Annotated in this window: 24 protein-coding genes and 1 tRNA gene; 21 read left to right on the top strand and 4 right to left on the bottom strand. The window is 35.1% G+C overall.

Annotated elements, in window-relative coordinates; all coding sequences use genetic code 11:
* The first annotated feature begins 6 nt into the window (after positions 1 to 6).
* The 3 genes from prc to ACGH46_RS00655 all read left to right on the top strand — a co-directional run bounded on the left by prc (position 7) and on the right by ACGH46_RS00655 (position 2,371).
* Positions 7 to 2,097 carry a carboxy terminal-processing peptidase gene (gene prc, locus ACGH46_RS00645; RefSeq protein ID WP_267349685.1) on the top strand — a complete coding sequence of 697 codons (2,091 nt, stop codon included), beginning with the start codon at positions 7 to 9 and terminating at the stop codon, positions 2,095 to 2,097.
* Between the two features lie 25 nt (positions 2,098 to 2,122).
* A complete protein-coding gene (locus tag ACGH46_RS00650; protein ID WP_143425968.1) occupies positions 2,123 to 2,212 on the top strand; it encodes a YnhF family membrane protein in 90 nt (29 codons plus the stop codon).
* A 71-nt stretch (positions 2,213 to 2,283) separates the two neighbouring features.
* A tRNA-Ser gene (locus tag ACGH46_RS00655) sits at positions 2,284 to 2,371 on the top strand.
* A 96-nt stretch (positions 2,372 to 2,467) separates the two neighbouring features.
* Here the strand turns inward: ACGH46_RS00655 and ACGH46_RS00660 are convergent.
* Both ACGH46_RS00660 and ACGH46_RS00665 read right to left on the bottom strand, forming a co-directional pair.
* Positions 2,468 to 2,749, bottom strand: a complete 282-nt coding sequence (locus ACGH46_RS00660; protein WP_267359487.1) for a hypothetical protein — start codon at positions 2,747 to 2,749, stop codon at positions 2,468 to 2,470.
* A gap of 522 nt (positions 2,750 to 3,271) precedes the next feature.
* Complete coding sequence (locus tag ACGH46_RS00665) at positions 3,272 to 3,967, bottom strand: XRE family transcriptional regulator (RefSeq protein ID WP_411603463.1); 696 nt, start codon at positions 3,965 to 3,967, stop codon at positions 3,272 to 3,274.
* Positions 3,968 to 4,254: 287 nt separating this feature from the next.
* Between ACGH46_RS00665 and ACGH46_RS00670 the strand changes: the two genes are divergently transcribed.
* The 15 genes from ACGH46_RS00670 to ACGH46_RS00740 all read left to right on the top strand — a co-directional run bounded on the left by ACGH46_RS00670 (position 4,255) and on the right by ACGH46_RS00740 (position 17,742).
* Positions 4,255 to 4,791, top strand: a complete 537-nt coding sequence (locus tag ACGH46_RS00670; protein ID WP_267369569.1) for an antiterminator Q family protein — start codon at positions 4,255 to 4,257, stop codon at positions 4,789 to 4,791.
* A gap of 358 nt (positions 4,792 to 5,149) precedes the next feature.
* Complete coding sequence (locus ACGH46_RS00675; protein WP_411603464.1) at positions 5,150 to 5,476, top strand: phage holin family protein; 327 nt, start codon at positions 5,150 to 5,152, stop codon at positions 5,474 to 5,476.
* Between the two features lie 11 nt (positions 5,477 to 5,487).
* Positions 5,488 to 5,928, top strand: a complete 441-nt coding sequence (locus ACGH46_RS00680) for a D-Ala-D-Ala carboxypeptidase family metallohydrolase (protein WP_411590077.1) — start codon at positions 5,488 to 5,490, stop codon at positions 5,926 to 5,928.
* Positions 5,928 to 6,404 (top strand): lysis system i-spanin subunit Rz, encoded by a 477-nt coding sequence (locus ACGH46_RS00685; protein WP_411603467.1) that lies wholly within the window; start codon positions 5,928 to 5,930, stop codon positions 6,402 to 6,404. Before ACGH46_RS00680 ends, ACGH46_RS00685 begins: the two co-directional genes overlap by 1 nt.
* A 150-nt stretch (positions 6,405 to 6,554) precedes the next feature.
* Positions 6,555 to 6,962, top strand: coding sequence for a phage tail terminator-like protein (locus ACGH46_RS00690; protein WP_081299199.1), 408 nt, complete (start codon positions 6,555 to 6,557; stop codon positions 6,960 to 6,962).
* Positions 6,963 to 6,987: 25 nt separating this feature from the next.
* Positions 6,988 to 7,644: a phage tail protein gene (locus ACGH46_RS00695; RefSeq protein ID WP_267361141.1), complete on the top strand. Its 657-nt coding sequence runs from the start codon at positions 6,988 to 6,990 to the stop codon at positions 7,642 to 7,644.
* A 16-nt stretch (positions 7,645 to 7,660) separates the two neighbouring features.
* Positions 7,661 to 7,975 carry a phage tail assembly chaperone gene (locus ACGH46_RS00700; RefSeq protein WP_267350661.1) on the top strand — a complete coding sequence of 105 codons (315 nt, stop codon included), beginning with the start codon at positions 7,661 to 7,663 and terminating at the stop codon, positions 7,973 to 7,975.
* Positions 7,972 to 8,277 (top strand): DUF1799 domain-containing protein, encoded by a 306-nt coding sequence (locus ACGH46_RS00705; RefSeq protein ID WP_081299198.1) that lies wholly within the window; start codon positions 7,972 to 7,974, stop codon positions 8,275 to 8,277. The genes ACGH46_RS00700 and ACGH46_RS00705 overlap by 4 nt, the downstream gene beginning before the upstream one ends.
* 35 nt (positions 8,278 to 8,312) lie before the next feature.
* Positions 8,313 to 10,883, top strand: coding sequence for a phage tail tape measure protein (locus ACGH46_RS00710; RefSeq protein WP_267361139.1), 2,571 nt, complete (start codon positions 8,313 to 8,315; stop codon positions 10,881 to 10,883).
* 304 nt (positions 10,884 to 11,187) lie between these two features.
* On the top strand, positions 11,188 to 11,529 hold the full coding sequence (locus ACGH46_RS00715) for a phage tail protein (RefSeq protein ID WP_220215504.1): 342 nt from the start codon (positions 11,188 to 11,190) through the stop codon (positions 11,527 to 11,529).
* Positions 11,530 to 11,591: 62 nt separating this feature from the next.
* Positions 11,592 to 12,326 (top strand): phage minor tail protein L, encoded by a 735-nt coding sequence (locus tag ACGH46_RS00720; protein ID WP_267361137.1) that lies wholly within the window; start codon positions 11,592 to 11,594, stop codon positions 12,324 to 12,326.
* A gap of 1 nt (position 12,327) precedes the next feature.
* Positions 12,328 to 13,050 (top strand): C40 family peptidase, encoded by a 723-nt coding sequence (locus ACGH46_RS00725; protein WP_411603470.1) that lies wholly within the window; start codon positions 12,328 to 12,330, stop codon positions 13,048 to 13,050.
* Complete coding sequence (locus tag ACGH46_RS00730) at positions 13,040 to 13,657, top strand: tail assembly protein (protein ID WP_411603473.1); 618 nt, start codon at positions 13,040 to 13,042, stop codon at positions 13,655 to 13,657. The genes ACGH46_RS00725 and ACGH46_RS00730 overlap by 11 nt, the downstream gene beginning before the upstream one ends.
* Positions 13,658 to 13,664: 7 nt before the next feature.
* Positions 13,665 to 17,399 (top strand): phage tail tip protein, encoded by a 3,735-nt coding sequence (locus ACGH46_RS00735; RefSeq protein ID WP_267361131.1) that lies wholly within the window; start codon positions 13,665 to 13,667, stop codon positions 17,397 to 17,399.
* A 133-nt stretch (positions 17,400 to 17,532) separates the two neighbouring features.
* Positions 17,533 to 17,742: a hypothetical protein gene (locus ACGH46_RS00740; RefSeq protein WP_267361129.1), complete on the top strand. Its 210-nt coding sequence runs from the start codon at positions 17,533 to 17,535 to the stop codon at positions 17,740 to 17,742.
* 87 nt (positions 17,743 to 17,829) lie between these two features.
* On the opposite strand, the gene ACGH46_RS00745 is transcribed toward ACGH46_RS00740, so the two are convergent.
* Both ACGH46_RS00745 and ACGH46_RS00750 read right to left on the bottom strand, forming a co-directional pair.
* The gene (locus ACGH46_RS00745; RefSeq protein ID WP_411603782.1) at positions 17,830 to 18,558 is read right to left on the bottom strand and encodes a tyrosine-type recombinase/integrase; all 729 of its coding nucleotides are present in this window, start codon (positions 18,556 to 18,558) and stop codon (positions 17,830 to 17,832) included.
* Positions 18,559 to 18,714 carry a hypothetical protein gene (locus ACGH46_RS00750; protein WP_411603477.1) on the bottom strand — a complete coding sequence of 52 codons (156 nt, stop codon included), beginning with the start codon at positions 18,712 to 18,714 and terminating at the stop codon, positions 18,559 to 18,561. It lies immediately after the preceding gene.
* A 386-nt stretch (positions 18,715 to 19,100) separates the two neighbouring features.
* On the opposite strand from ACGH46_RS00750, the gene prmB reads away from it, so the two are divergent.
* From prmB to ACGH46_RS00765, 3 genes are read left to right on the top strand one after another with little or no spacing between them, the layout of a single operon-like run.
* Positions 19,101 to 19,994: a 50S ribosomal protein L3 N(5)-glutamine methyltransferase gene (gene prmB, locus ACGH46_RS00755; RefSeq protein ID WP_411599127.1), complete on the top strand. Its 894-nt coding sequence runs from the start codon at positions 19,101 to 19,103 to the stop codon at positions 19,992 to 19,994.
* 29 nt (positions 19,995 to 20,023) lie between these two features.
* Complete coding sequence (aroC, locus tag ACGH46_RS00760; protein ID WP_411603480.1) at positions 20,024 to 21,094, top strand: chorismate synthase; 1,071 nt, start codon at positions 20,024 to 20,026, stop codon at positions 21,092 to 21,094.
* A 13-nt stretch (positions 21,095 to 21,107) separates the two neighbouring features.
* Positions 21,108 to 21,863 (top strand): TSUP family transporter, encoded by a 756-nt coding sequence (locus tag ACGH46_RS00765; RefSeq protein WP_411599129.1) that lies wholly within the window; start codon positions 21,108 to 21,110, stop codon positions 21,861 to 21,863.
* Positions 21,864 to 22,114 lie beyond the last annotated feature (251 nt).

A 22,114-nucleotide genomic window follows, 5' to 3' on the forward strand; every position in this document is an offset into this window, starting at 1 on the left:
ATGGCAATGAGTAATTTATTTAAAGGTATAAGAAAATCGTTACTTGTTCTTTGTGTTATTAGTCCAAGTATAGTTTGCCAAGCAGTTCAGACTAATTCGTCAGTTACAGAACAATTACCTACGCTTAAACAAGATCAAATTCATCAAATTGTGGCAAATAGGGTAACTAACTATTTTACTCAAGCCCATTACCGTAATTTTGATTTAGATGGCGCATTTTCAGCCAAAATCTTTGACCGTTATTTTAAACTATTAGATGGCAATAAATCTTTTTTTATTCAGCGTGATATTGATAGTTTTAGAGATAAACAAGCGTCGTTAGGTCAAGAGTTGTTAGATGGCGATTTGAAAATGGCCTATGACATTTATAATCTTTCTATTCAAAAAAGATATAACCGATTTCAATATGCTTTAAAAGTTTTACAACGCCCTATGGATTTTTCAACTAATGAAAATATTGATTTTAAAAGAGAAGATATTTCATGGGCAAGCACCGAAGAAGAACTTGATAATTATTGGGATAAACGAGTTAAATATGATGAGTTAAGTCTTTCATTATCCGGTAAAAATGAGAAAGAAATACGAGAAGTTTTAACTAAACGTTACAATCGTGTGTTAAAAACATTGTTACAATCCAAAACTGAAGATGCGTTCCAAGTGTTTATGAATGCATTTGCACGCGAAATTGATCCTCATACCAGCTATTTGGCGCCACGAAAGAAACGAGACTTCGATGCTGAGATGAATTTATCAATGGAAGGTATTGGAGCCACTTTAAGTCAAAAAGATGATTACACCGAGATTATGTCTTTTGTAACGGGTGGACCGGCTGAAAAAAGTAAACAACTAACCATTGGTGATAAAATTATTGGTGTCGGACAAGGTAATTCAGCCATTGAAGATGTTATTGGCTGGCGTCTCGATGATGTTGTTGAAAAAATTCGGGGGCGAAAAGGAACTGTTGTCCGACTCGAAATTTTACCGGCAGGCAATAGTAGCAAACCTAAAATTGTTGAATTAACACGTGATAAAATTCATTTTGAAGACAGGGAAGCTAAACTAAAAATTATTGACAATCAACGAGGGAAGGTTGGTGTTATCGAAATTCCGAGTTTTTATATAGGATTAACTCAAAAAGTCAATTCACTATTAACGCAAGCTAATCAAGATAATCTGCAAGGGCTTGTTATCGACTTACGCGATAATGGCGGTGGTTCTTTAGCAGAAGTTATTGCATTAACTGGGCTATTTATTGATACAGGGCCTGTGGTTCAAGTGCGTGACAATCTACAAAAAATCAATGTTTATGATGATAAAAATGAAAGTATCAAATATTCAGGGCCAATCGTGGTGATGATAAATCGCTACAGTGCCTCTGCTTCTGAAATTTTTTCTGCCGCAATGCAAGATTATGGTCGAGCGTTGATTGTTGGAGAAACGACATATGGTAAAGGAACGGTGCAAACCTCACGAAATATAGCTTATCCGGTAGATGCAAGATTACATCCGGATTGGCCTGAATTAGGCGGTGTGCAATATACTGTTCAAAAATTTTATCGAATCAATGGTGGGAGTACGCAACTTAAAGGGGTTGATCCTGACATTGATATGATCAATGAAAAATATGTTGACGAAACCGGTGAAAGATATTTAGATAATGCTTTGCCATGGGATAAAATACCTTCAGCGCAATATTCAAAAGTTGCAAATATCGCACCTTTATTTTCAGAACTTAAAGCCAACCATTTAGCTCGAATTGCCAAAAATCCTGAGTTTATCTACATTCAAGATGATATTAAACGGTTCAATGATAAAAAGGATAGTCGTTATATTGTTTCTTTAAATAAACAATATCGTGAAGATGAACAAAAGAGCGATGATGACCGAGATTTGAAACGCATGAATGAGCGTTTGAGTCGTGCTGGTTTGGCTCCAATTGCGAAATTAGAAGACTTACCAAAAGATTATAAACGACCCGATGCTTATTTAGATGAAGCTGTTGAAATACTGCTTGATTTTGCGCCTAAATATTCCAAAATTGCGAAAGAACAAGTAAACAGTGATGTCATTCCATTAAACATTTCGGTTGATCAATAGAATAATTAAAATTGGAGATAAAAATATGTGTTCAAATTTAAAATATGCATTATTTAGTACAGTTGCCATACTCAGTTTAATTGCTGCATTTGGTGTGATTGTTTGTATGAATTAAAAATACTTGAAAAATTGTTTTGTGACGATTATAGTATGCGCCTGCTTTTGAAAAGCAGGCTTTATAATTTAGGTGAGGTGTCCGAGTGGTTGAAGGAGCACGCCTGGAAAGTGTGTATACGGCAACGTATCAAGGGTTCGAATCCCTTCCTCACCGCCATCTCTTCCCGATTTTTGCTGGACTTTACGTTTAAAACAGCGTTATCCAACATTTTAGTTTTTAGGATATTGATTATAAAGTATCAATTTTTATTATCTATACGTTACTAAATTGTGCTTTTGATTCTTCTCTTGCTTGAGAATAGCAAATATCCGAAACGAACTGATCATAAATCTCAGCATCAACTGCGTGATTATCAAGTTTCAGTTTAATTAATTCTAGAAGTTGCCAGTCATTCTCATTGCTAAAGTTTTTTATAAGTTCGCTAGCCCGTTTATCGATCCACTCATCTCTTGCATCTTGTTTTTCAATTCTATCAAGCATTTTGCAAAAATTAGCTTCATAGGCGTTTTCAACTAATCGGTGTAATTGATGCATCACGTACCTCGTTGCTGTTTATCTCTTCCAACTAAAAAAGCAATAATCCAAACAAGATTAAAATAAAAATACCAAATAATGAAAATTTGATCTCGGTATTCGTTAATTGATAATCAGGATGAAAACGATCTTTTATTTTCATCTTAACAAAATCTCTATTCGTCATATTAACCTCTAAAAAAGCCCCGATTTCGGGGCAAAAGGGTGTAGAATATTACTGTCTTTCCAGTTGTCAGATATTCAATAAATTGGTTTACACAAACTTGTATTGAATATCTCATCAAAACCGCAGTATGTTCGTAAGCCCCTGCTAGCTACTTGAATCTTGTTACCCCATTAGTAACTCGTGGTATTGCTAACTTTATGGTAAGTTGATTAGTTTTGATAACCATAATGATAATATAAGTTATCAAAAAAGTCAATAACAAAAGTAATAAAAAATGAGGTTACGATAAAAAATTAAAATGTTAGGGCATAATGGTAGGAACATAAACCGCCGAAGCGGTAAATGTTATGTGTCGATCAATCCAATATCGATGATTGCCACCAGACTCTTCCTAGAATGGTGATATCATCCAAAGAAATAGTTTCATCATCATAATCTGAATTGTAACTTCGGATTTTGACTTGATTACCAGGCAATCTTTCCAATATTTTTATTCTTAATAACCCGTCATGATTAATTGCGTATATTTTTCCATCTCGAATATTAGTGTCTGCTTGATTGATACCGACAGTTGACCCGTCTCTAAAAACAGGTTCCATACTATCTCCATAAACAGTTAAACATACGGCACAGTCTTTATCAATTCCATATTTTCGCATTGTTGACCGTGATAATCGCAGTTTGTATCCGTTATAATCTTCAATATCATCAGCAAATCCGTTACCTGCAGAAAGCCTAACATCTTTGTAAAATGGCACTTCAACTTCATCCTCATCAAGTGGTGTTTTACTATCCCATTCATCGATAGCACCTAACATTGTCGCATTGGCACTATTTTTAGTTAATTTCGCTTTGCCAATGCCTTTTGTCAGCCACAATAAATCAACATTTAACGCGTTGGCTATTTCAACAATTTTTCTTGATGTATTGGATTTTCCTGACAGTAATTTTTGAATGGCGGGCTGACTAATTTTAACCTTTTCAGCTAATTGATGTTGAGACATACCAGATTGTTTCAATGCTGAATTTAATCTTTCTGTAAATGTCGTCATTTTTTTATCCCATTGTAATGAAGTACTTTATTGTATAACTCAAGTTATCATCATTCAAATAACATTGGTTATTGATTTTTATGATAACTATTGTTATTATTAATAATAATAGTTATTTGAAAGGAATTTTTCAAGAATATCTTTGTCATGATCAGTGCTAATAGAGATATAAAAAATAACTTTAATACTGAAAGAGAGATAAAACATGAATGAAAACATGTTGATAATTAATTCTTTTACTAGTTATTAATTTAACGTTAATAAAATGAAACTACTTGAGGTGAATAATGCTAGCAAAACAAATCAATGTTGAACAATATCAAAACCCGACACAATGGCTTAATAAAGTGAGTTTGAATGCTGATTATGATATCACTCAAGTATTAACCCGTTGGGGTAATTGGGCTCGAAAAGAAGCCTATCAACAACGCAAAGTATTTAGTTTATATCAATCCCAAAAAAAGGAATATAAACAGGTCTGTTTAGATAAAGACGGGTTAATAATAGATGGCATTATTTCGACGATGAAAAACAGTAAAATTACGAAAATAAAAGAAGAAGCAAAAGTCTTAATTAAATTTTATTATGGAGACGAAATGATCGTGGATGATCATCTTTATATTGAACCAAGCAAAACACAAATATCGTCGACATTAATTATCAAACCTAAAAATTTACGTGAAATAGCGCAGGATTTGGCCTGTAGTGAAGGCAATATCCGAAAAATAAAAAGTAGTGGTGAAAGTTACATTATTGGTGCATTATCGATGCAAACGATGTTAACCGGCACTGAACTGGAGTTATTGCAACATTTAGTGTTTTAAAAAAAGTGGGACAGTTAATCTTGACAACGTACGCTAATGTATGTATAATTATCTCAAAATCAAGAATTGTTACTTAAGCCCGCTAAGCGGGCTTTTTTATTGCCTTTAATTTGCAATTTATTATTTAACATCCTGTTTATTCATATAAAATAATTAAATCAAAATAAATTAAATTAATTAAACTTCTTTAATATAAGTCTCTTTTATTCAACCGCTTTATTGCGGTTTTTTTATGTCTACGATTTAACTATCAGTTATCACAATTCAACGGGTTCGCAGAGCAATCTCAGAAAATAATTTATACATAAGTGCTGCGTAACCCTTTCTTATTTTTAACTGCCTCAGCAGGAGGCTCACGATGAAGATGAAACCTATGCCAATCAAAGAGCCTGACCATATCAATTGGTATGTTGTCGTTTATTTGTTTTTTGTCACCTTACTGGGGTCATTAGCCAGTTATTGCTATCACATTATTAATGGGAATAAGTTTAATCTGATGATTTTAATTGCTCAGATATTTATTTCTACTTTTGCCGGCGCGCTGGTGGTGTTGGCAGCCAGTTATTTTAACTGGCAGTTTGAGCTGGCCGGCGGTGTTGCCGGTTTAGCGGGGTGGTCGGGCGCAACCTTAATTAAAGCGCTTGAAGAACGATTAATAAAAAAAACACGTGGACATGATGATTAAAAGGAAAACTAATGAAACTGACTGAACATTTTAAACTGGATGAGTTTACCTATTCATTGACTGCCAGTCGATTAAAAATTGACAATTCCGTACCGGCAGCACTGATGCCCAATATCCAATTAACAGCAATAAAACTTGAACTGGTCAGAAAAGCCCTTGAGCACCCCATCATCATTACTTCCGGTTACCGTTGTCCGGCATTAAATGCCCGGGTAGGCGGGGTGGCAAGTAGTGCACACACTCAAGGTTTGGCGGTTGACTTCCGTTCGCCATTTGGCACACCGAAACAAATCTGTCAACGATTGATAGATGCAGGAGTCGTGTTTGATAAGCTTATTCAGGAGCATAATCAATGGGTTCATATCGGATTCAGTCCCACTCATAATCGCCAAATAGTGCTGACCGCCGTCAAAAATGGTGGTAAAACGGTGTATTTAAACGGATTAGCATGATGAATAAATTAACATTGTTGATTAAGTTATTACCGTATGGTGGCATTGTAATAACCGGTTTAGCGATTTATTTTGCATATCACTGTTGGCAAGGTGAACAACTGGCAATGGCTAAAACGGTGGCGTTAGAAGCGCAATTTAACGCGTATAAACAAGGTAACAATGCCATTAAATTAATTGAGTCAAATATTCTTGAGACAATAAAAGATGAACAGGTTAAAACAGATAGTTTACGTGATGATGTGGATAATGGTCTTGTCGAGTTGCGCATCAAAGTCGCCACCCTCGAACGAAATAGTGCCGCCACCGGCGATATTGCTGACAAAGCCTTACGACTTGCAAAATCTTCTCAACAAGATTATTACCGTCTCACCCACGCAATCAGCTATAACCAAGCCCTAATCGAAGGATGGCAGCAATACTATTGTCAGGTCATTGCACCTCAAAATAACACACTGTTTATGTGTAATAGATAATTGTTTTATCAGGTGTAAATAGCTTTTTCTAATCGAATTTATTGAATAAATTTAAAAACTCTTCCTTAATTTCTGAAGTTTTTATGAAATTTATAAGCAAACAATAATTAACAAGATCTATTTTTAAAATGTCGCTAAGGAGATGATAATTTGATTTCAACAATCTCAGCATTGCTTGAATCTCACCTTGATATTATTGCAAAAAAACTAAACTTACCTGTTTTCGATGAAAATAGTGAAATTCTTTCTCATTCCGATATTTATCTCAGAACTTATATTTTACCAGAAGTAACAACAAGCGTTGATTCAGAAGGAAAATTGAAGGTTTATCGAGGTGTTTATCAAATTTCTGTTGTCGCACCTATTAATAGCGGTAAGTTACGTTCTCAACAAATATCTGATGAAATTATTCAGCATTTTCCACTCAATTTAGAGTTAACAAGTCATAACTTTTCACTTTATGTAAATTCTATACCAAGTGTTTATCCAGCAAAAATGGATAATGCTTGTTATACACTACCGATCAGCTTTAACTATCGTGCTGATTCTATATTTTAAATAAAATTTAAGGGAGATATATATTATGGGTTTTGCTTTACCTAATGGTTCTCGTGTGTATGTGCAAAAATCACACAACGAAGTAACTAACTTTAATTCAATTTCTAATGCTAAAGAAGCGGTGGTCACGTTAAATTCAGGGCATGGACTAGTGGTCGGGGATGAAGTCATGCTCACTTCATCATGGACTAAATTGAATAATATTGTCGCAAAAATTTCTCACGTAAATAACAATGAAGTGACTTTGGGTAATATTAATACTAGTAATACAACGGTATTCCCGGCAGGAGAAGGACAAGGAACTATTACCAAAATAACGGAATGGGAACAACTACCTCAAATTAAAGAGGTTGCTACTGAAGGTGGTGAACAGCAATTTATTCAAATTCAGTTCCTTGATGATGATGCAGAACGTCAATTACCGACTATCAAATCAGCGAAAAGTAAAAGTTTTACCATTGCTCATGACAGCTCATTACCTATCTACACATTGTTACAGCAGTTGGATTTAACCAATAATGTTGTTGCAATGAAAATGTATGTTCCTAAAGCTAAAGAAACACGTTATGACTCTGTCCGTATTGCTTTTGATCCGACGCCAACAACAGCCATTAATGATATTGAAACTGTAAAAGTAAGTGCGACAGTTGAGTCACCAGCAATTACTTTCTATAAAGATTAATTAGGACATTTTAATCATGGCAAAATTTAAACTTATTGCAGATCCGACATTTAGATGTGAAGTTTCCATTCCGCGTCCTGGATTGGACGATGGTCAAATTAGCTTTGATTTCAAACATTATTCAGTTGATAAACTGACCGTGTTTGAGACCGAGCTTAAGGATAAACCTATCATTGAATTTATGATAAAAATTGTATCTGGTTGGAATTTGGATGAAGAGTTTAATCAAGAAAATTTAAATATCTTATTAAATAACTATCCTGCTGCTTGGCAAGCAATAACTAATACTTATTATAAAGAGATGTTGGGACAACGAGAAAAAAACTCATAGAGCTTGCCACTGCACTTTATTCATCAACGCCTTCAAAAGCTGAACTTGATTCTTTTGGGCTATCGGAAGTCGATTATGAAGATGAGTATATAGAAATATGGTCAGATAACTGGGATGCTTTCCAGTTATTCCAAGCCATGTCAACGCAGTGGAGAACAAGCATGAGTGGTATTTTAGGTCTTGACTATAATTGCTTGCCTTGGGTAATGCAAATGCTTGATATTAAAGGAAACCAAAAAATTTTTAATGATATTCGGTTAATGGAAAGTCAGGCCTTAACAATCATACACAAATCAAAATAACCGACGAAAGTCGGTTTATTTAATATGGGTAATCTATGTCAAAAACAACTACATTATCATTAAAAGTTGAAACAGGTAATCTTGATAAAGAGATTAAAAGAATTAACGAGTTAGATGTAAAGCTTAAAACCACTGATAAAAGTTTGAGAACACTAAATACATCTAAACTAATGCATAACAATATTAGTAAACGTCAATTGGAATCTTTATATAACCAAATTGGTGTCTATAATAAGTTATTAGGAATCATTCATCCGGTCAACAAAGCATTGGATAATCTGCTTTATGTGCAACAACAATTATCTGACATTAATGGAAATGGATTTATTGATGCTCATGCTTTTCAAGTTTTTAATTCAATAATTGAAAGTTCTAAGTATCAATTAATTGGGATAATTGAATCGCAAGAAACATTTGCCAATACAAGTGAAAAAATGAGTGCGGCATTAAGTCAGATTTCAAATCAAATGAAACAGATGTCAGCACAAGCGAATGTAAAGAAAAATCCATTAATGACACTGGCTGAACATGGAATAGAAATTGGTGAATTGTTTGGTCCTGTTGGGAAAGCTATTGGTACGATAGTTAAAGTGGGTGCCGTTGTCGGTAAGGATTTGTTTGACTATTTTGATAATGCTGTATCTGCCACTGATAGTTTAAGAGAATCCCAAGAAAAATTGTATGGTATTGTTAAACTAAATAAAGATGGAACAGTGTCATTTACTGATGAATTGAAGGAGCTAGCAAATATAAATCCTAGCCTTGCGACGGCATTTATTCAAACTTCTAAAAGACTCTCCGATAATACAATTGTTCATTCGAGAGAAGCAATTAATGAGCTTTTAGAAGAGTTTGATTTAAATGCAAAAAGAGTTATAAGTTCAAAAGAATCTTTAACCAGGGATATTTTAGCTGAACATCCCCAAATAAAGTATAATCCAAGCTATATTGATGGCAGACCTGGTCATCAACGTTATATTCGTGAACAAATTGAGAAAACCAATAAGTCTTTTAATATTAGTAATGAAAATGCATCAGTTTTTTATGATAAACTTTATGAAATAAGTAAAATCTCAGATTCATTTGAATTGGCTGATAAATTAAATGAGATTGCAACTTATGTAGGAAATATATCAAAGGAAACGGGAGTAGGAAATGATAATTTAGACGATTTTATAATTAAATTGAAAGATATTATCATTAAAGTCCATAACTCTAAAAAAGTACTGGAGTCATTAAATGATTTAAATGGCAACCCTCAAGGCGATAAAGGCAATAGAAATAAAATAAATACTTTATTTTCTTCAAAAAATAGTGCGCCGTCATTATTAAAAACTAGTCAACGTGATGAGAAAAATCTTCAAATTCAACTAGAATCATTAAAAGAACAGAATGCAACGATCGGTGCGATAACGGCAGAACGTGAAAAATACTTTGATTTGCAAGCTCAGATTAACATCTTGGAACAAGAAAACAATAAAAGTAGACTAACCGCAGAAGAACGTTATTTACTAGCCAATAAAGCGTCGTTACTTACTCAATATGAAAAAAATGCGGCAATTTCTGAAGAAATCAATGGTCGAATCAAAGTCCAACAGATTTTACAAAATATTACTCACAATTCTACTCAATTACAAAATGAGATTGCAGATAAAAAAGCGACCTTTGGAATGACATCATCTCAATCGTCAAGGTATCAAAGTCGAATTAATTTAGAAAGAAACAAGGAACAAGATTTAGATCCGAGTAATAACCTAAGTCAAGAAAACATCATCACTATAACCCAAAACTACCTTGAGGCAGCTCAACTTTTAGAAGAAAGTTTTGTGCAAGAAGATTTACAAAAAGGAGATTGGATAGCTGGTTTAACAACCGGTTTGAAAGAATTTGCTGAAACATCTCAAGATGTTTTTAGTGTTGCTAAAGATTTTGCGCAAAATTCAATTGGATCTATGTCTCAAATGATGACAACGCTTGTCACAACAGGCAAAGCAAACTTTCAGGAGTTTGCAAAAACTATCTTAGTTAATCTAATTGAAATTATTAATAAATTGATTTTAGCGCAGATTATTCAATCTGCTTTAACGAGTTTTGGTGGTGGAGGAAAAGCGACCGGAGGGATTCAACAAGCTTATACAGGGGGTGAAATTCTTGGATATGCTTCGGGTGGAAGTGTGGGATATGCATTGGAACCGGGCGGTTTTACCGGACGAGGTAACAAGTACCAACCAGCAGGAATTGTTCATAAAGGCGAGTTTGTTTTTACAAAAGAGGCAACTAAACGATTAGGTGTAGACTATCTTTATAGTCTGATGAATGATTCTCATAAAGGATATGATAGCGGTGGTTATGTTCATACCTCTATTACGGCTCCGATAGCATTAGCCCAACGCACAACACCTTCTTCAAATGCAATCACTGTTAATCCCAATATTGTATTAAATATGTCTTCAGAAAATAGTACTTCTACTCATGGCAATAATACCGATCCAAAACAAGTTCAATCTCAAGTAGATGCGGTTATTAGACGGCAAATGAATGAGATGTTTAAAAAATCAGTTTCACCGGGAGGAGAGTTATACAACGTCATGTATGCGATGAAGTAATGATATTAACCATTTAGATTCTTTTAAAAACCTCTAAATAGCATAATTTTAATACTTATTCGAATATTAAAACACAATAACAACTCATTTTTAACCATCCCTATTTCTTGGAATATCATCGTATTTTAGTCGTCTATAGCGCGTAACTGGATTCATTTCAACACAATTAACTTAATTTTTTATTGCAAAAAAAACATGAAGTTTAAAGTTAAAATTGATCACTTAAATAAATATCCGTTTTGATGTTTTTAATTCAACTAAATTACCTAGACATATTCAAAACCAAATTTTGTTTGAGGAGTATATGAAAGTAGATAAATTTAAATGGAAAACAATGCATTCCCCCAATGGAGGGGAAAAAATGAGTATCACAGAAGTAAAATTTAATGATGGATATTCGCAAATTTGGAGTTCTGGAATCAATAAATCAGGTGAAACATGGGATTTGTCCTATACGGGTCATTGTAACGAATTGTCTGAAATCCGTCAGTTTCTTAACAGCCATATTATTCATTCCTTTCAGTGGGTTAACCCTTGGGGAGAAGAAAGATTATATCGTGTTCAAAACGAATCAATCAAATCTGAATTTATCTCTTCGAATGTGGTAAAGCTAAGTTTTACTTTTGTCCAATCTTATGCACCTTAATTATTCAAATGTAAACCTCAAAAAATTTTCTTAATTAAGTTTTGGGGATTGATGGAGAGAACATGTCAATAACACAAGATTTACAAGCCATTGAAGGCAATGAGCTGATACAACTTATTGAAGTTGATTGTACAAAATTTGGGCTTGATGAGGTTTTACGATTTCACTCTCATAATATCTCTGCTGAAGGGTGGGCTTCCTTTGCTGTTGGAAATTTACCTTCTATAAAATGGCAAGGTAAAGAATATTTACCTTATCCGTATGAATTAAGCGATCTTGAATTAAGTAGTACGGGTGCACAACCTACCCCTAAATTGTCAATCGGTAATATTGACGGAAGAGTGACTAGATTGTGTATAGATTATGATGATTTAGTTCAAGCGAGAGTAAAAATTCATACCACAATGGCAAAATACCTTGATTCAGACAACTGGTTAGCAGGTAATGCCACAGCCGATCCAACTCAAGAAAGAGTTCAATTATTTTTTATTAATAATAAACGCGAAGAAACGAAAGCTATTGTTGAATTTGAACTTTGTTCGCCATTTGATATTCAAAATTTACAATTGCCTACCAGGCAAATCACAACAATATGTACTTGGTGTATGCGTGGATGGTACCGCTCAGGTACAGGCTGTGATTATGCTGGAAATAAGTTTTTCACCAAAGACGGAATTGCCGTCGATGATCCGGCAAAAGATGAATGTGGAGGACTATTAAAAGATTGTAAAGCCCGACATGGTAATAAACCTCTTCCGTTTGGTGGTTTTCCTGCGGCTAATCTTCAAGGTAAGTAATATGCGACAAAAATTACTAGATTCAATCAAAAAGCATGTGGATAGCGAATACCCAAATGAAGCTTGTGGATTCATTATTGATACGGGAAAAAAACAGATCTATCTACCTTGTAAAAACATTTCAGATAATCCACAAGCGCATTTTTTAATATCACCAGAAGAACAGTTAGCTGCAGAAAAACAAGGTGAAATTATCATGATTATTCATTCTCATCCTGATGTTACGTCACTGGTTCCGTCAGAGTTTGACCGTATTCAATGTGATTATACAGGTATTGAATGGGGAATAATGTCTGCTCCTGATGGTGACTTTTGCACAATATCACCACGAATAAATCGAGATTATACAGGGCGGCAGTGGTTGCTTGGTCACGCTGATTGTTGGTCATTAATAATGAATTATTATGATCGTGAATATGGGATTAAATTAAACAATTATTCAGTGCCACGAGAATGGTGGGATAGTGGCAAAGAGCATCTTTATGATGATAATTGGCAAGCAGAAGGATTTGTAGAAGTCGGTCTGAATGATATGAAAGTCGGAGACATAATTATGATGCGCATTGGTTCGCAAGTCACAAATCATGCTGCTATTTATGTGGGTGATAATCTTATTTTACACCACCTGTACGGTCAATTATCTACACGTACACCTTACGGTAAATATTTTAGAGATAGAACTGTTCGCATTGTGCGGCATAAGGAGTTATTTAATGCTCAGTAAGTTAACATTGAAAGGTGCAATGGCAAGGCAATTTGGAAAAAAGCATACGTATGACGTAAACAATATCCGGGAATTGCTACGCGCACTTTGTGCGACAATAAAGGGATTTGAAAAATATATGAGTACTGCTCATTTAAAAGGCATTAAGTTTGCCTTTTTTGTGGATGGAAAAAATATTGGAATTGATGAGTTTGATATTAATGTTAATGGCAAAAATTATGTGATTATGCCGATAGCTCAAGGTGCAAAAAGTGGTGGTTTATTACAAGTTGTCATCGGAGCCGTTGCTTTAGTTGCTGCATTTTTCACTGCTGGAGCATCACTGGCCGCATGGAGTGCAGTGATGGCAGCGGGAACACTATCCGTTACGTCTATTTTAACCAGTATTGGTATTAATATGATGTTAGGAGGGGTTGTTCAATTATTAACTCCTCAACCCAAATTTAATGCAGGAGGAGCATCACATACCGAAAATAAACCTAATTATGGTTTTGGGGCGCCCGTTAATACCAATGCGGTAGGATATCCTGTTCCTGTTTTGTTAGGTAACCGTGAAATTGGTGGCGCAGTGATTAACGCAGGTATTTATTCAGAAGATCAACAATAGGTGGATTATGCAATTAATAGAAGGTCAAAAGGGCGGTAAAAAAAAGCAACATAGACCTTATGAACAACCCGATAATTTGCTTTCAACAGCAAAGCTCAAAGTGCTTTTAGCATTAAGTGAAGGGGAAATTCAAGGCGATCTAACAGAACAAAATATATTCATTGATAATACTCCACTAGCCAATCTCGATGGTACACGTAATTTTAATGGTGTTGCATGGGAATTCCGTAATGGTGCTCAAACGCAAGATTATATTCAAGGAATACCTGAGATAAGTAATGAGTTAAAAATCGGTTTTACAGTAAAATCTGACAATCCTTGGATACGTTCATTTAATAATTTAAACTTGGATGCAGTTAGAATCAAATTAAGCTTACCAAGTCATATTGAGTATAAAGAAAATGGTGATATGATAGGAACCGTTACCAAGTATGCTATTGACTTATCAACAGATGGCAGTGCGTTTGAAACGGTTATTCATGGTGAATTTAATGGAAAAACTACCTCAGAATATCAGCGAGATCATCGCATCAATTTACCAAATGCATTAGAAGGGTGGAGTATACGTGTTAGACGACTAACACCTGATTCGAAATCGAATAAATTGATTAATGCGTTTAGTGTTTTTTCATATGCGGAAATTATTGACAGTAAATTACGGTATCCTAATACCGCTCTACTTTATATCGAGTTAGATGCTAGCCAATTTAATGGTTCTATTCCTAAAATTAGTTGTAAACTGAAAGGAAAAATTGTCCAAGTACCAGACAATTATGATCCAGTAAACAGGACCTATTCAGGCACTTGGACTGGCGGATTTAAAATGGCATATACCAATAATCCTGCTTGGCTTTCTTATTATTTGATGCGTGATGAGATAGCAGGTATGGGGGTCAGAATTGATTCAACAATGCTCGATAAATGGTCAATTTATCAATTAGGTCAGTATTGTGATCAAATGGTACCTGATGGTCGAGGTGGCATGGAACCTCGCTTTGCTTGTAACGAATATATACAAAGTCAAGAAGAGGCTTATAACGTTCTAAAAGATTTAGTGGCTTCATTTCGGGGTATTATATTTTGGGGTAATGATCAGATCTGTTTAACCGCAGATATGCCACAAGATGAACCAGATTTTATCTATCATCCTTCTAATGTTATCGGTGATTTTACCTATTCTGGTGGTTCATATAAAAATCGTTATACATCCTGTTTAGTTGCATATTCTGATCCTAACAATCATTATTGTGATGATGTTGAGGCTGTGTGGGATCATGATTTGATGCGTCGTTATGATGTCAATGTCATGAAATTAACAGCGATAGGTTGTACTTCGCAAGCTGAAGCGCAACGACGTGGACGTTGGGCTTTACTTTCTAATGCAAAAGATGAAGTGATCACATTTTCGGTAGGACTCGATGGCTATATTCCTTTACCTGCACGAATTATTGGGATTGCTGACCCTTCTCGTTCTGGCAAAGAAAATGGCGGGCGTATTCACGCTGTTGAAGGACGAAAAATCACATTAGATAGAGCCGTTGAATATGATGTGGGCGATCGGTTAGTCCTTAATTTACCAGATGGTTCTGCGCAAAGCCGAACAATTAGAGCGATTAGTACAGACAAAAAAACACTCACTGTTACGGCTAATTATAAACTGACACCAGTTGCTGGTGCAGTATGGTGTATTGATAGTGATAATATCGCTATTCAGTATTATAGAGTAACCTCAATATCATCGTCTAATGAGGGTCAGTTTACAATTACGGCTATTCATCATGATCCAAATAAATTCAAATATATAGATCAAGGTATACGATTAGAGCCAAAACCAATAACAGTTACTCCTCCAAGCTCAGTTTCATCCCCCAAAAATATTGTTTTATCAGAAAGCAGTTATATCTCCCAGGGACTGTCGGTGGCATCATTGCAAGCTTCTTGGGATGTGGTAGAAGGTGCGACAAACTATATTGCTCAATGGAGAAAAGATAATTCGTCTTGGATTAATATTGGTCGAACTAATGGAACGAATTTTACCGTCGAAGGTGTTTATACTGGTGTATATGAAGTTCGAGTACGAGCAGTAAATGCGATTGATGCATCTTCACCCTGGGCTTATTCACAAGCCAAAGCAATCAAAGGAAAAGTTGGTAAACCTAACAGACCAGTAGACTTTACTGCTAGCGAAAGTGTGGTATTTGGTATTGACCTTAATTGGTCGTTTCCAATTGGAAGCGGAGATAGTAGTTACACAGAAATTCAATATAGTACGACTGAAAATGAAGAAAATGCCCTGCTATTAAGCAATGTTAGTTACCCAACTTGCAATTATTCTCAGACAGGGTTAGCTATAGGTCAACAGTTTTTCTACCGTGCTCGCCTTGTCGATAAAATTGGTAACATCAGTGATTGGACAGATTGGGTTAGAGGTGTTTCAAGTACCAATACTAACGATTTGACAGACCATATTTTTGAAGAAATAAAAGAAACAGACGCTTGGCAATCTCTTGTCGACTCTGCAGATAATGCTGCTATTAATTCAATAGCGAATGCAAAATCCATTATTGAAAATGCACTGGCTATAGACGCTGAGACAAAACAGCGCAGAGTTGAAAACGGCAACTTATCCGCTGAGATTCAAGAAACCCATTCAGCGTTATTAACTGAGAAAGCAGCAACAGCCATTGCTTTAAAAGAGTTGAACGCTAAATACGGTAATATAAATAGCAATTTATCAGAATTAAAACAGACAACAGCTGAACAAAATGCCGCTACTGCCAAATCAATACAGGCAATTAACACAAAAGTTGGAGATGTTTCTACCACCATTTCAGATGTCAGTGAAACGGTAAATAATTTAAATGGTAAAGTTTCAGCTCATCGTACAATGAAAGTTGAAGTAGATGACAAAGGTCAACAGTATGTTGCAGGTATGACAATGGGTGTTGAAAATACTGAACAAGGAATGCAAAGTAATATCATTTTTCTTCAAGATCGTTTTTCAATCATGAACTCAGCCAATGGGAATCCTCAAACAGTCTTTACGACACAGGGTAATCAAGTTGTCATTAATGATGCAGTTATTGGTGATGCTTCAATAACGAACACGAAAATTGGCAATGTTATTGAATCAAATAATTTTAGAGAGGGTGTATCTGGTTGGCAATTATCCAAGCATACAGGAACATTGAAAGCCATTAATGCTGACATTTCAGGGAGATTGCGTGCCACATCAGGAGAGTTGAATAATGTCGTTATCAATGAGAATTGTGAAATTAAAGGTACTCTAAATGTTAATCAAATCAAGGGAAATGTGCTTTCGGCTGTTTCATTTGTGAAAGATGTCAAATTGCAAGAGTTAAATCCGAATCAAAACGTACATATAATGAGTGTTATTGCAAATGGACAATGGCAAAAACTATGTTTTGCTAATGAAATCATTGTTAAATCTAATTATCGGAGAGGATTTACTACAGCAACATTTGAAATTTTAGAAAATTTTCGAGGTAATCCTAAAATTTTATTTAATAATCAATACCCAATGGATTTAAAAAAAATTTACACTAAAAATAGGCTTCGAAATTTATGTTTATACATTCCGCCATTTACTTATGGTGAAAAAGTGAATATTTCGATCACAATTGATAAATCAGGTGGAGGTAAACCAGTATATTTGTTTTGTTTCAATACGCTAGTATTTTTAATGAAAAACTCAGATGGTTTTATAATCGATTTGCAATAAAAAAATCTCAAAGTATTCAATCAAATTAGAGGGAATTTATGTCGAGGTATAATACAGGTACGATAGCAGTAACAAATGGAGGTAAAATAGTAACGGGAGTTGGTACTAAATGGACAAATTCATTAATTGATATTTGTGCTGGTCAAATGAACTCACCAAACTACTGGAACAGATTAAGGTCTACGCTGAACAAAATGCCAAAAAATCAGAAGAGGACGCTAAAAATGCCACAACTTCAATAAATACTACAATTTTCATTAAAAAATTGGGTGTAGATAGTCAGTCAATTAATGGCTCATTTAATGTTAAAACGCTAAAAGAAAATGATGTTTGTGTTTACTAGCCTAACAATAAACCAACGGCTGATGATATTGGTACTATTCCTGCTGTTAAAAAAGATGTGAACGGCTTACCTATTTGTCGAATAGGTTTAATTTATTCTCAGTTTTTTATACTCACGACCTCGACTATCATTATATTTATCAGTCATTTGCTGGGATTTGTGACCCAATAATGTCATGGTGTCAATGCGTTGTTCTCTATATAAACGTTCTGATAGTGATCTGATTTCGTGAAATGTGGTAGGTGTTCCGTTCCAGTAATTTCGGCTATAAACTCTATCACGTAACCGTGAAAACTGACGCGTTATATCGTCTAATTTTATTTTTTCATTGTTGAGACATATTAAATAGTCATTATCAGTTGATTCAATAATGTCTCGTAAACTAGTGCTTATTTTTTTACATTCCAATTTTATCGGTAGTGCGATTTTTGCACCTCTTTTATATTGATCTATTAATAAATAATTTCGTTTAATATTTGATTTTTTCATTTCTACTATATCAGAACGGCGTTGCCCTGTAACTAGCGCAAGCGTCATAGCATCATGCATTATTTTATTTCCTGTTTTTTCCGCCTCATTTAAAATTTTCTTAAACTCAACAAATGTCATTCGTGAACGTTTCACAGTAACTTTAGGACATTTTATTGGTTCGGCGGGGTTCCTGTCATTCCAGCCCTGTGCGTATGCTTCTCGGAAGATATCTTTAAGTAAGTGGTACATGCACTTAGCGGACGGAGCTTTATCTTGATCTGTATAGATTTTGATAATTTTTGCAATATCGGGTGGTGTTATTTGGGAGATCGGTTTAGCGCCTATTTACTGACGGATAACTTTTAGCAAATACGTTTTTATTTCGATTGTTTTGGGTTTTAAATTACGTTCGGCAAGAATTGTAATATATTCATCAAGCCAATTGTTAACGGATTTTGGATGAGTATTTTGGGGTTTAAATAATTTAGAAAGAAAAAACATGATTGCCTCATTAAGCTAAAATGTTTTTTATATCTGTTAAATTTATATTTATCAAGTCATTATTAAAAAATACTCTCCATGACTCACTATTATGATTGAGAATGAATAATTGAATATAATAAAATACTTTGATAATATTTCGCGTAGTTAAAAAATTCATAAATGAATTAAAATTAATTCTAAAATGATAGATTATCATAATGAATATATTTAATTTATTTAACTTACTTTCTTCACCCTATATTGCGAATAATTAAATTGTTGAAATAAATGAGTGATACAATTTTAACGGTTTGTTTAAACACTCGATTTGCGATATTTATTGAGAATAAGATGACCTTCATTGACGAATGATATCTTCCTCTCCTCGATCTTTTGGAGCCATTATGGAAAACTTAAGTACCGTTCAGGACTTTATTCGCTGGACAACTTCACAACTCAGTCAATCAGATATTTATTTAGGACATGGAACGGATAATCCTATCGATGAATCAAAACAACTTATCTTAGCCAGTTTGGGGTTATCATTATCTATTCCTCCCGAATTTTACGCGGCCAATCTGACGGAAGAAGAAAGACAGTTTTTGTTTGATATTATTCAAAAGCGAATTGACGATCGGGTTCCAACTCCTTATTTAACGAATCAAGCGTGGTTTTGTGGACATAGTTTTTATGTTGATGAACGAGTTTTAATACCTCGTTCACCGATTGGTGAATTAATTGATGATCATTTCAAAACGCTACTTACCACACCGCCTGGACATATTTTAGATCTTTGTACAGGTAGTGGTTGTATTGGTATTGCTTGTGCTTATGCTTTTCCTAAAGCGCATGTTGATATCACTGATATTTCGCTTGAGGCAATCGATGTTGCTCAAACTAATATCGACTTGCATGAAATGAACTTTCAAGTTACTCCTATCTTGTCGGATCTCTTTAATGATTTGCCGGTTAAACAATACGATCTTATTGTCTCCAATCCGCCTTATGTCGATGAAGAAGATATGAATGATTTACCAGAAGAATATTTATACGAACCAAAACTGGCGCTGGAAGCCGGATTTGATGGATTGGATTTAGTAAAACGAATTTTGCATGATGCGATTAATTACTTAACTCCCGACGGTGTCCTTGTTTGTGAAGTAGGAAATAGTTGGGTTAGTTTGCAAGAACAGTATCCAGATGTTCCTTTCAATTGGATTGACTTTGAGCGTGGTGGATTCGGGGTATTTTCAATCACACAGCAAGATTTGGTGAAATATCATCACTATTTTAAATAAATTTATGCATTAATCGGGATAAGGTTATTATGTCTGGAAACTCAATCGGAAAATTATTTAAAGTCACAACGTTTGGTGAATCGCATGGTGTTGCATTAGGATGTATTGTTGACGGTGTACCACCGGGATTAGCATTAACTGAATCAGACTTACAAATAGATTTAGATCGCCGTCGCCCAGGCGCCTCTCGTTATACCACCCAACGCCGAGAACCTGATCAAGTTAAAATATTATCTGGAGTATTTGAAGGGGTAACAACCGGAACCAGTATTGGATTAATGATTGAAAATACCGATCAACGTTCACAAGACTATAGCCAAATAAAAGATATTTTTCGACCTAGCCATGCAGATTACACTTATCACAACAAATATGGGATAAGAGATTATCGAGGGGGAGGACGTTCTTCTGCTCGTGAAACTGCGATGCGCGTAGCGGCAGGAGCAATAGCTAAAAAATATCTACACGAAAAACTGGGTATTCAAATTCGTGGTTATTTAGCACAAATGGGGGATATTGAGTGCGAATTAAAAGATTGGCAGCAAGTTGAACAAAATCCATTTTTTTGTGCAGATGAATCAAAACTCGCGTCGCTCGATCAGCTACTCAGATCGTTACGAAAAGAGGGAGATTCGATTGGTGCTAAAGTTTGCATTGTGGCTGAAAATGTTCCTGTAGGATTGGGCGAACCTGTTTTTGATAAGTTAGATGCTGAACTCGCCCATGCTTTAATGAGCATTAATGCGGTAAAAGGGGTAGAGATTGGCGACGGATTTGCGGTTGTCACTAAACGAGGAAGCGAAAATCGAGATGAAATCACACCAAATGGTTTTTTATCTAACCATGCTGGTGGTATCTTAGGCGGGATAAGTTCCGGACAAACGATAATCGCCAATATTGCCCTTAAACCCACGCCAAGTATTGAAATATCAGGTCGTTCGATAAATGTATTTGGTGAATCGGTTGACGTCTCTACGCATGGGCGACATGACCCATGTGTGGGGATTCGTGCGGTTCCGATAGCTGAGGCAATGGTGGCTATAGTGCTGATGGATCATTATCTTCGTTATCGAGCTCAATGCAGCGATGTGAAATTATGATGAGCAATCATTTATGAGTGATGAAATACTCGTATTATTATTTGCTATCGCCGTTGTAGCTGGCTTTATTGATTCCATCGCTGGTGGTGGAGGCCTATTAACTGTGCCAGCTTTATTAGCTGTTGGATTGCCACCCGCTAGTGCGTTAGCAACAAATAAGTTACAAAGTTGTGGTGGATCTTTTTCAGCTAGTCTCTATTTTATTCGTCAACGCATGGTTGATTTAAAACAGCAAAAGTGGGCGATTGCATTTGCCTTTATTGGTTCTGCTATAGGTACGATTTCAGTCATCCATGTTCAAGCTGAATTTTTAAAACTTTTACTACCCATACTAACTATTAGCGTAGGCATTTATTTTTTACTTACGCCAAAAGTTGGCGAAGATGATCGTAAAAGTCGTTTCTCTATTATTCAATTTGCACTTATACCTGCTTTGGGAATCGGTTTTTATGACGGATTTTTTGGCCCCGGTGCTGGTTCATTTTACGCTGTGGCTTATATCACCCTTGCAGGTTTTAATCTCACAAAAGCAACGGCAAATACTAAAGTTTTAAACTTCACCTCAAATTTAGCTGGTCTAATCTTTTTTATTTTAGGTGGCGAAGTTGTTTGGTCAATTGGTCTGATTATGTTATTAGGTCAATTTATTGGAGCAAGGGTAGGCGCTAAAATGGTAATCACTAAAGGGCGCAAATTAATCAGACCTATGTTAATCACCGTTTCGACCATTATGAGCATCAAACTAATCTACGAAAATTTTTTTATTTAATGGCAAATAGATAGGAACAAGGATAAGTCAACTTTGTTCAAGGTCGATTAATAGGTAATTATCATGATTCATATACATCTTTATGGAATCAAAAAGAGGCTATAACTGGTCAGCTAGACAATTTTAAATCGGTAGAATCAATTGGCTCTATTCATTAACACACGCAATTACGTTGCAAAATTAATCCTTTCATTTACTCCTTTCACCCATCACTTATAAAACCTGTTAGTCTAGATTTTCAACTCCTCATT

The organism is Gilliamella sp. CG22 (genome assembly GCF_046635725.1).
GTDB classification, from domain to species: domain Bacteria; phylum Pseudomonadota; class Gammaproteobacteria; order Enterobacterales; family Orbaceae; genus Gilliamella; species Gilliamella apicola_I.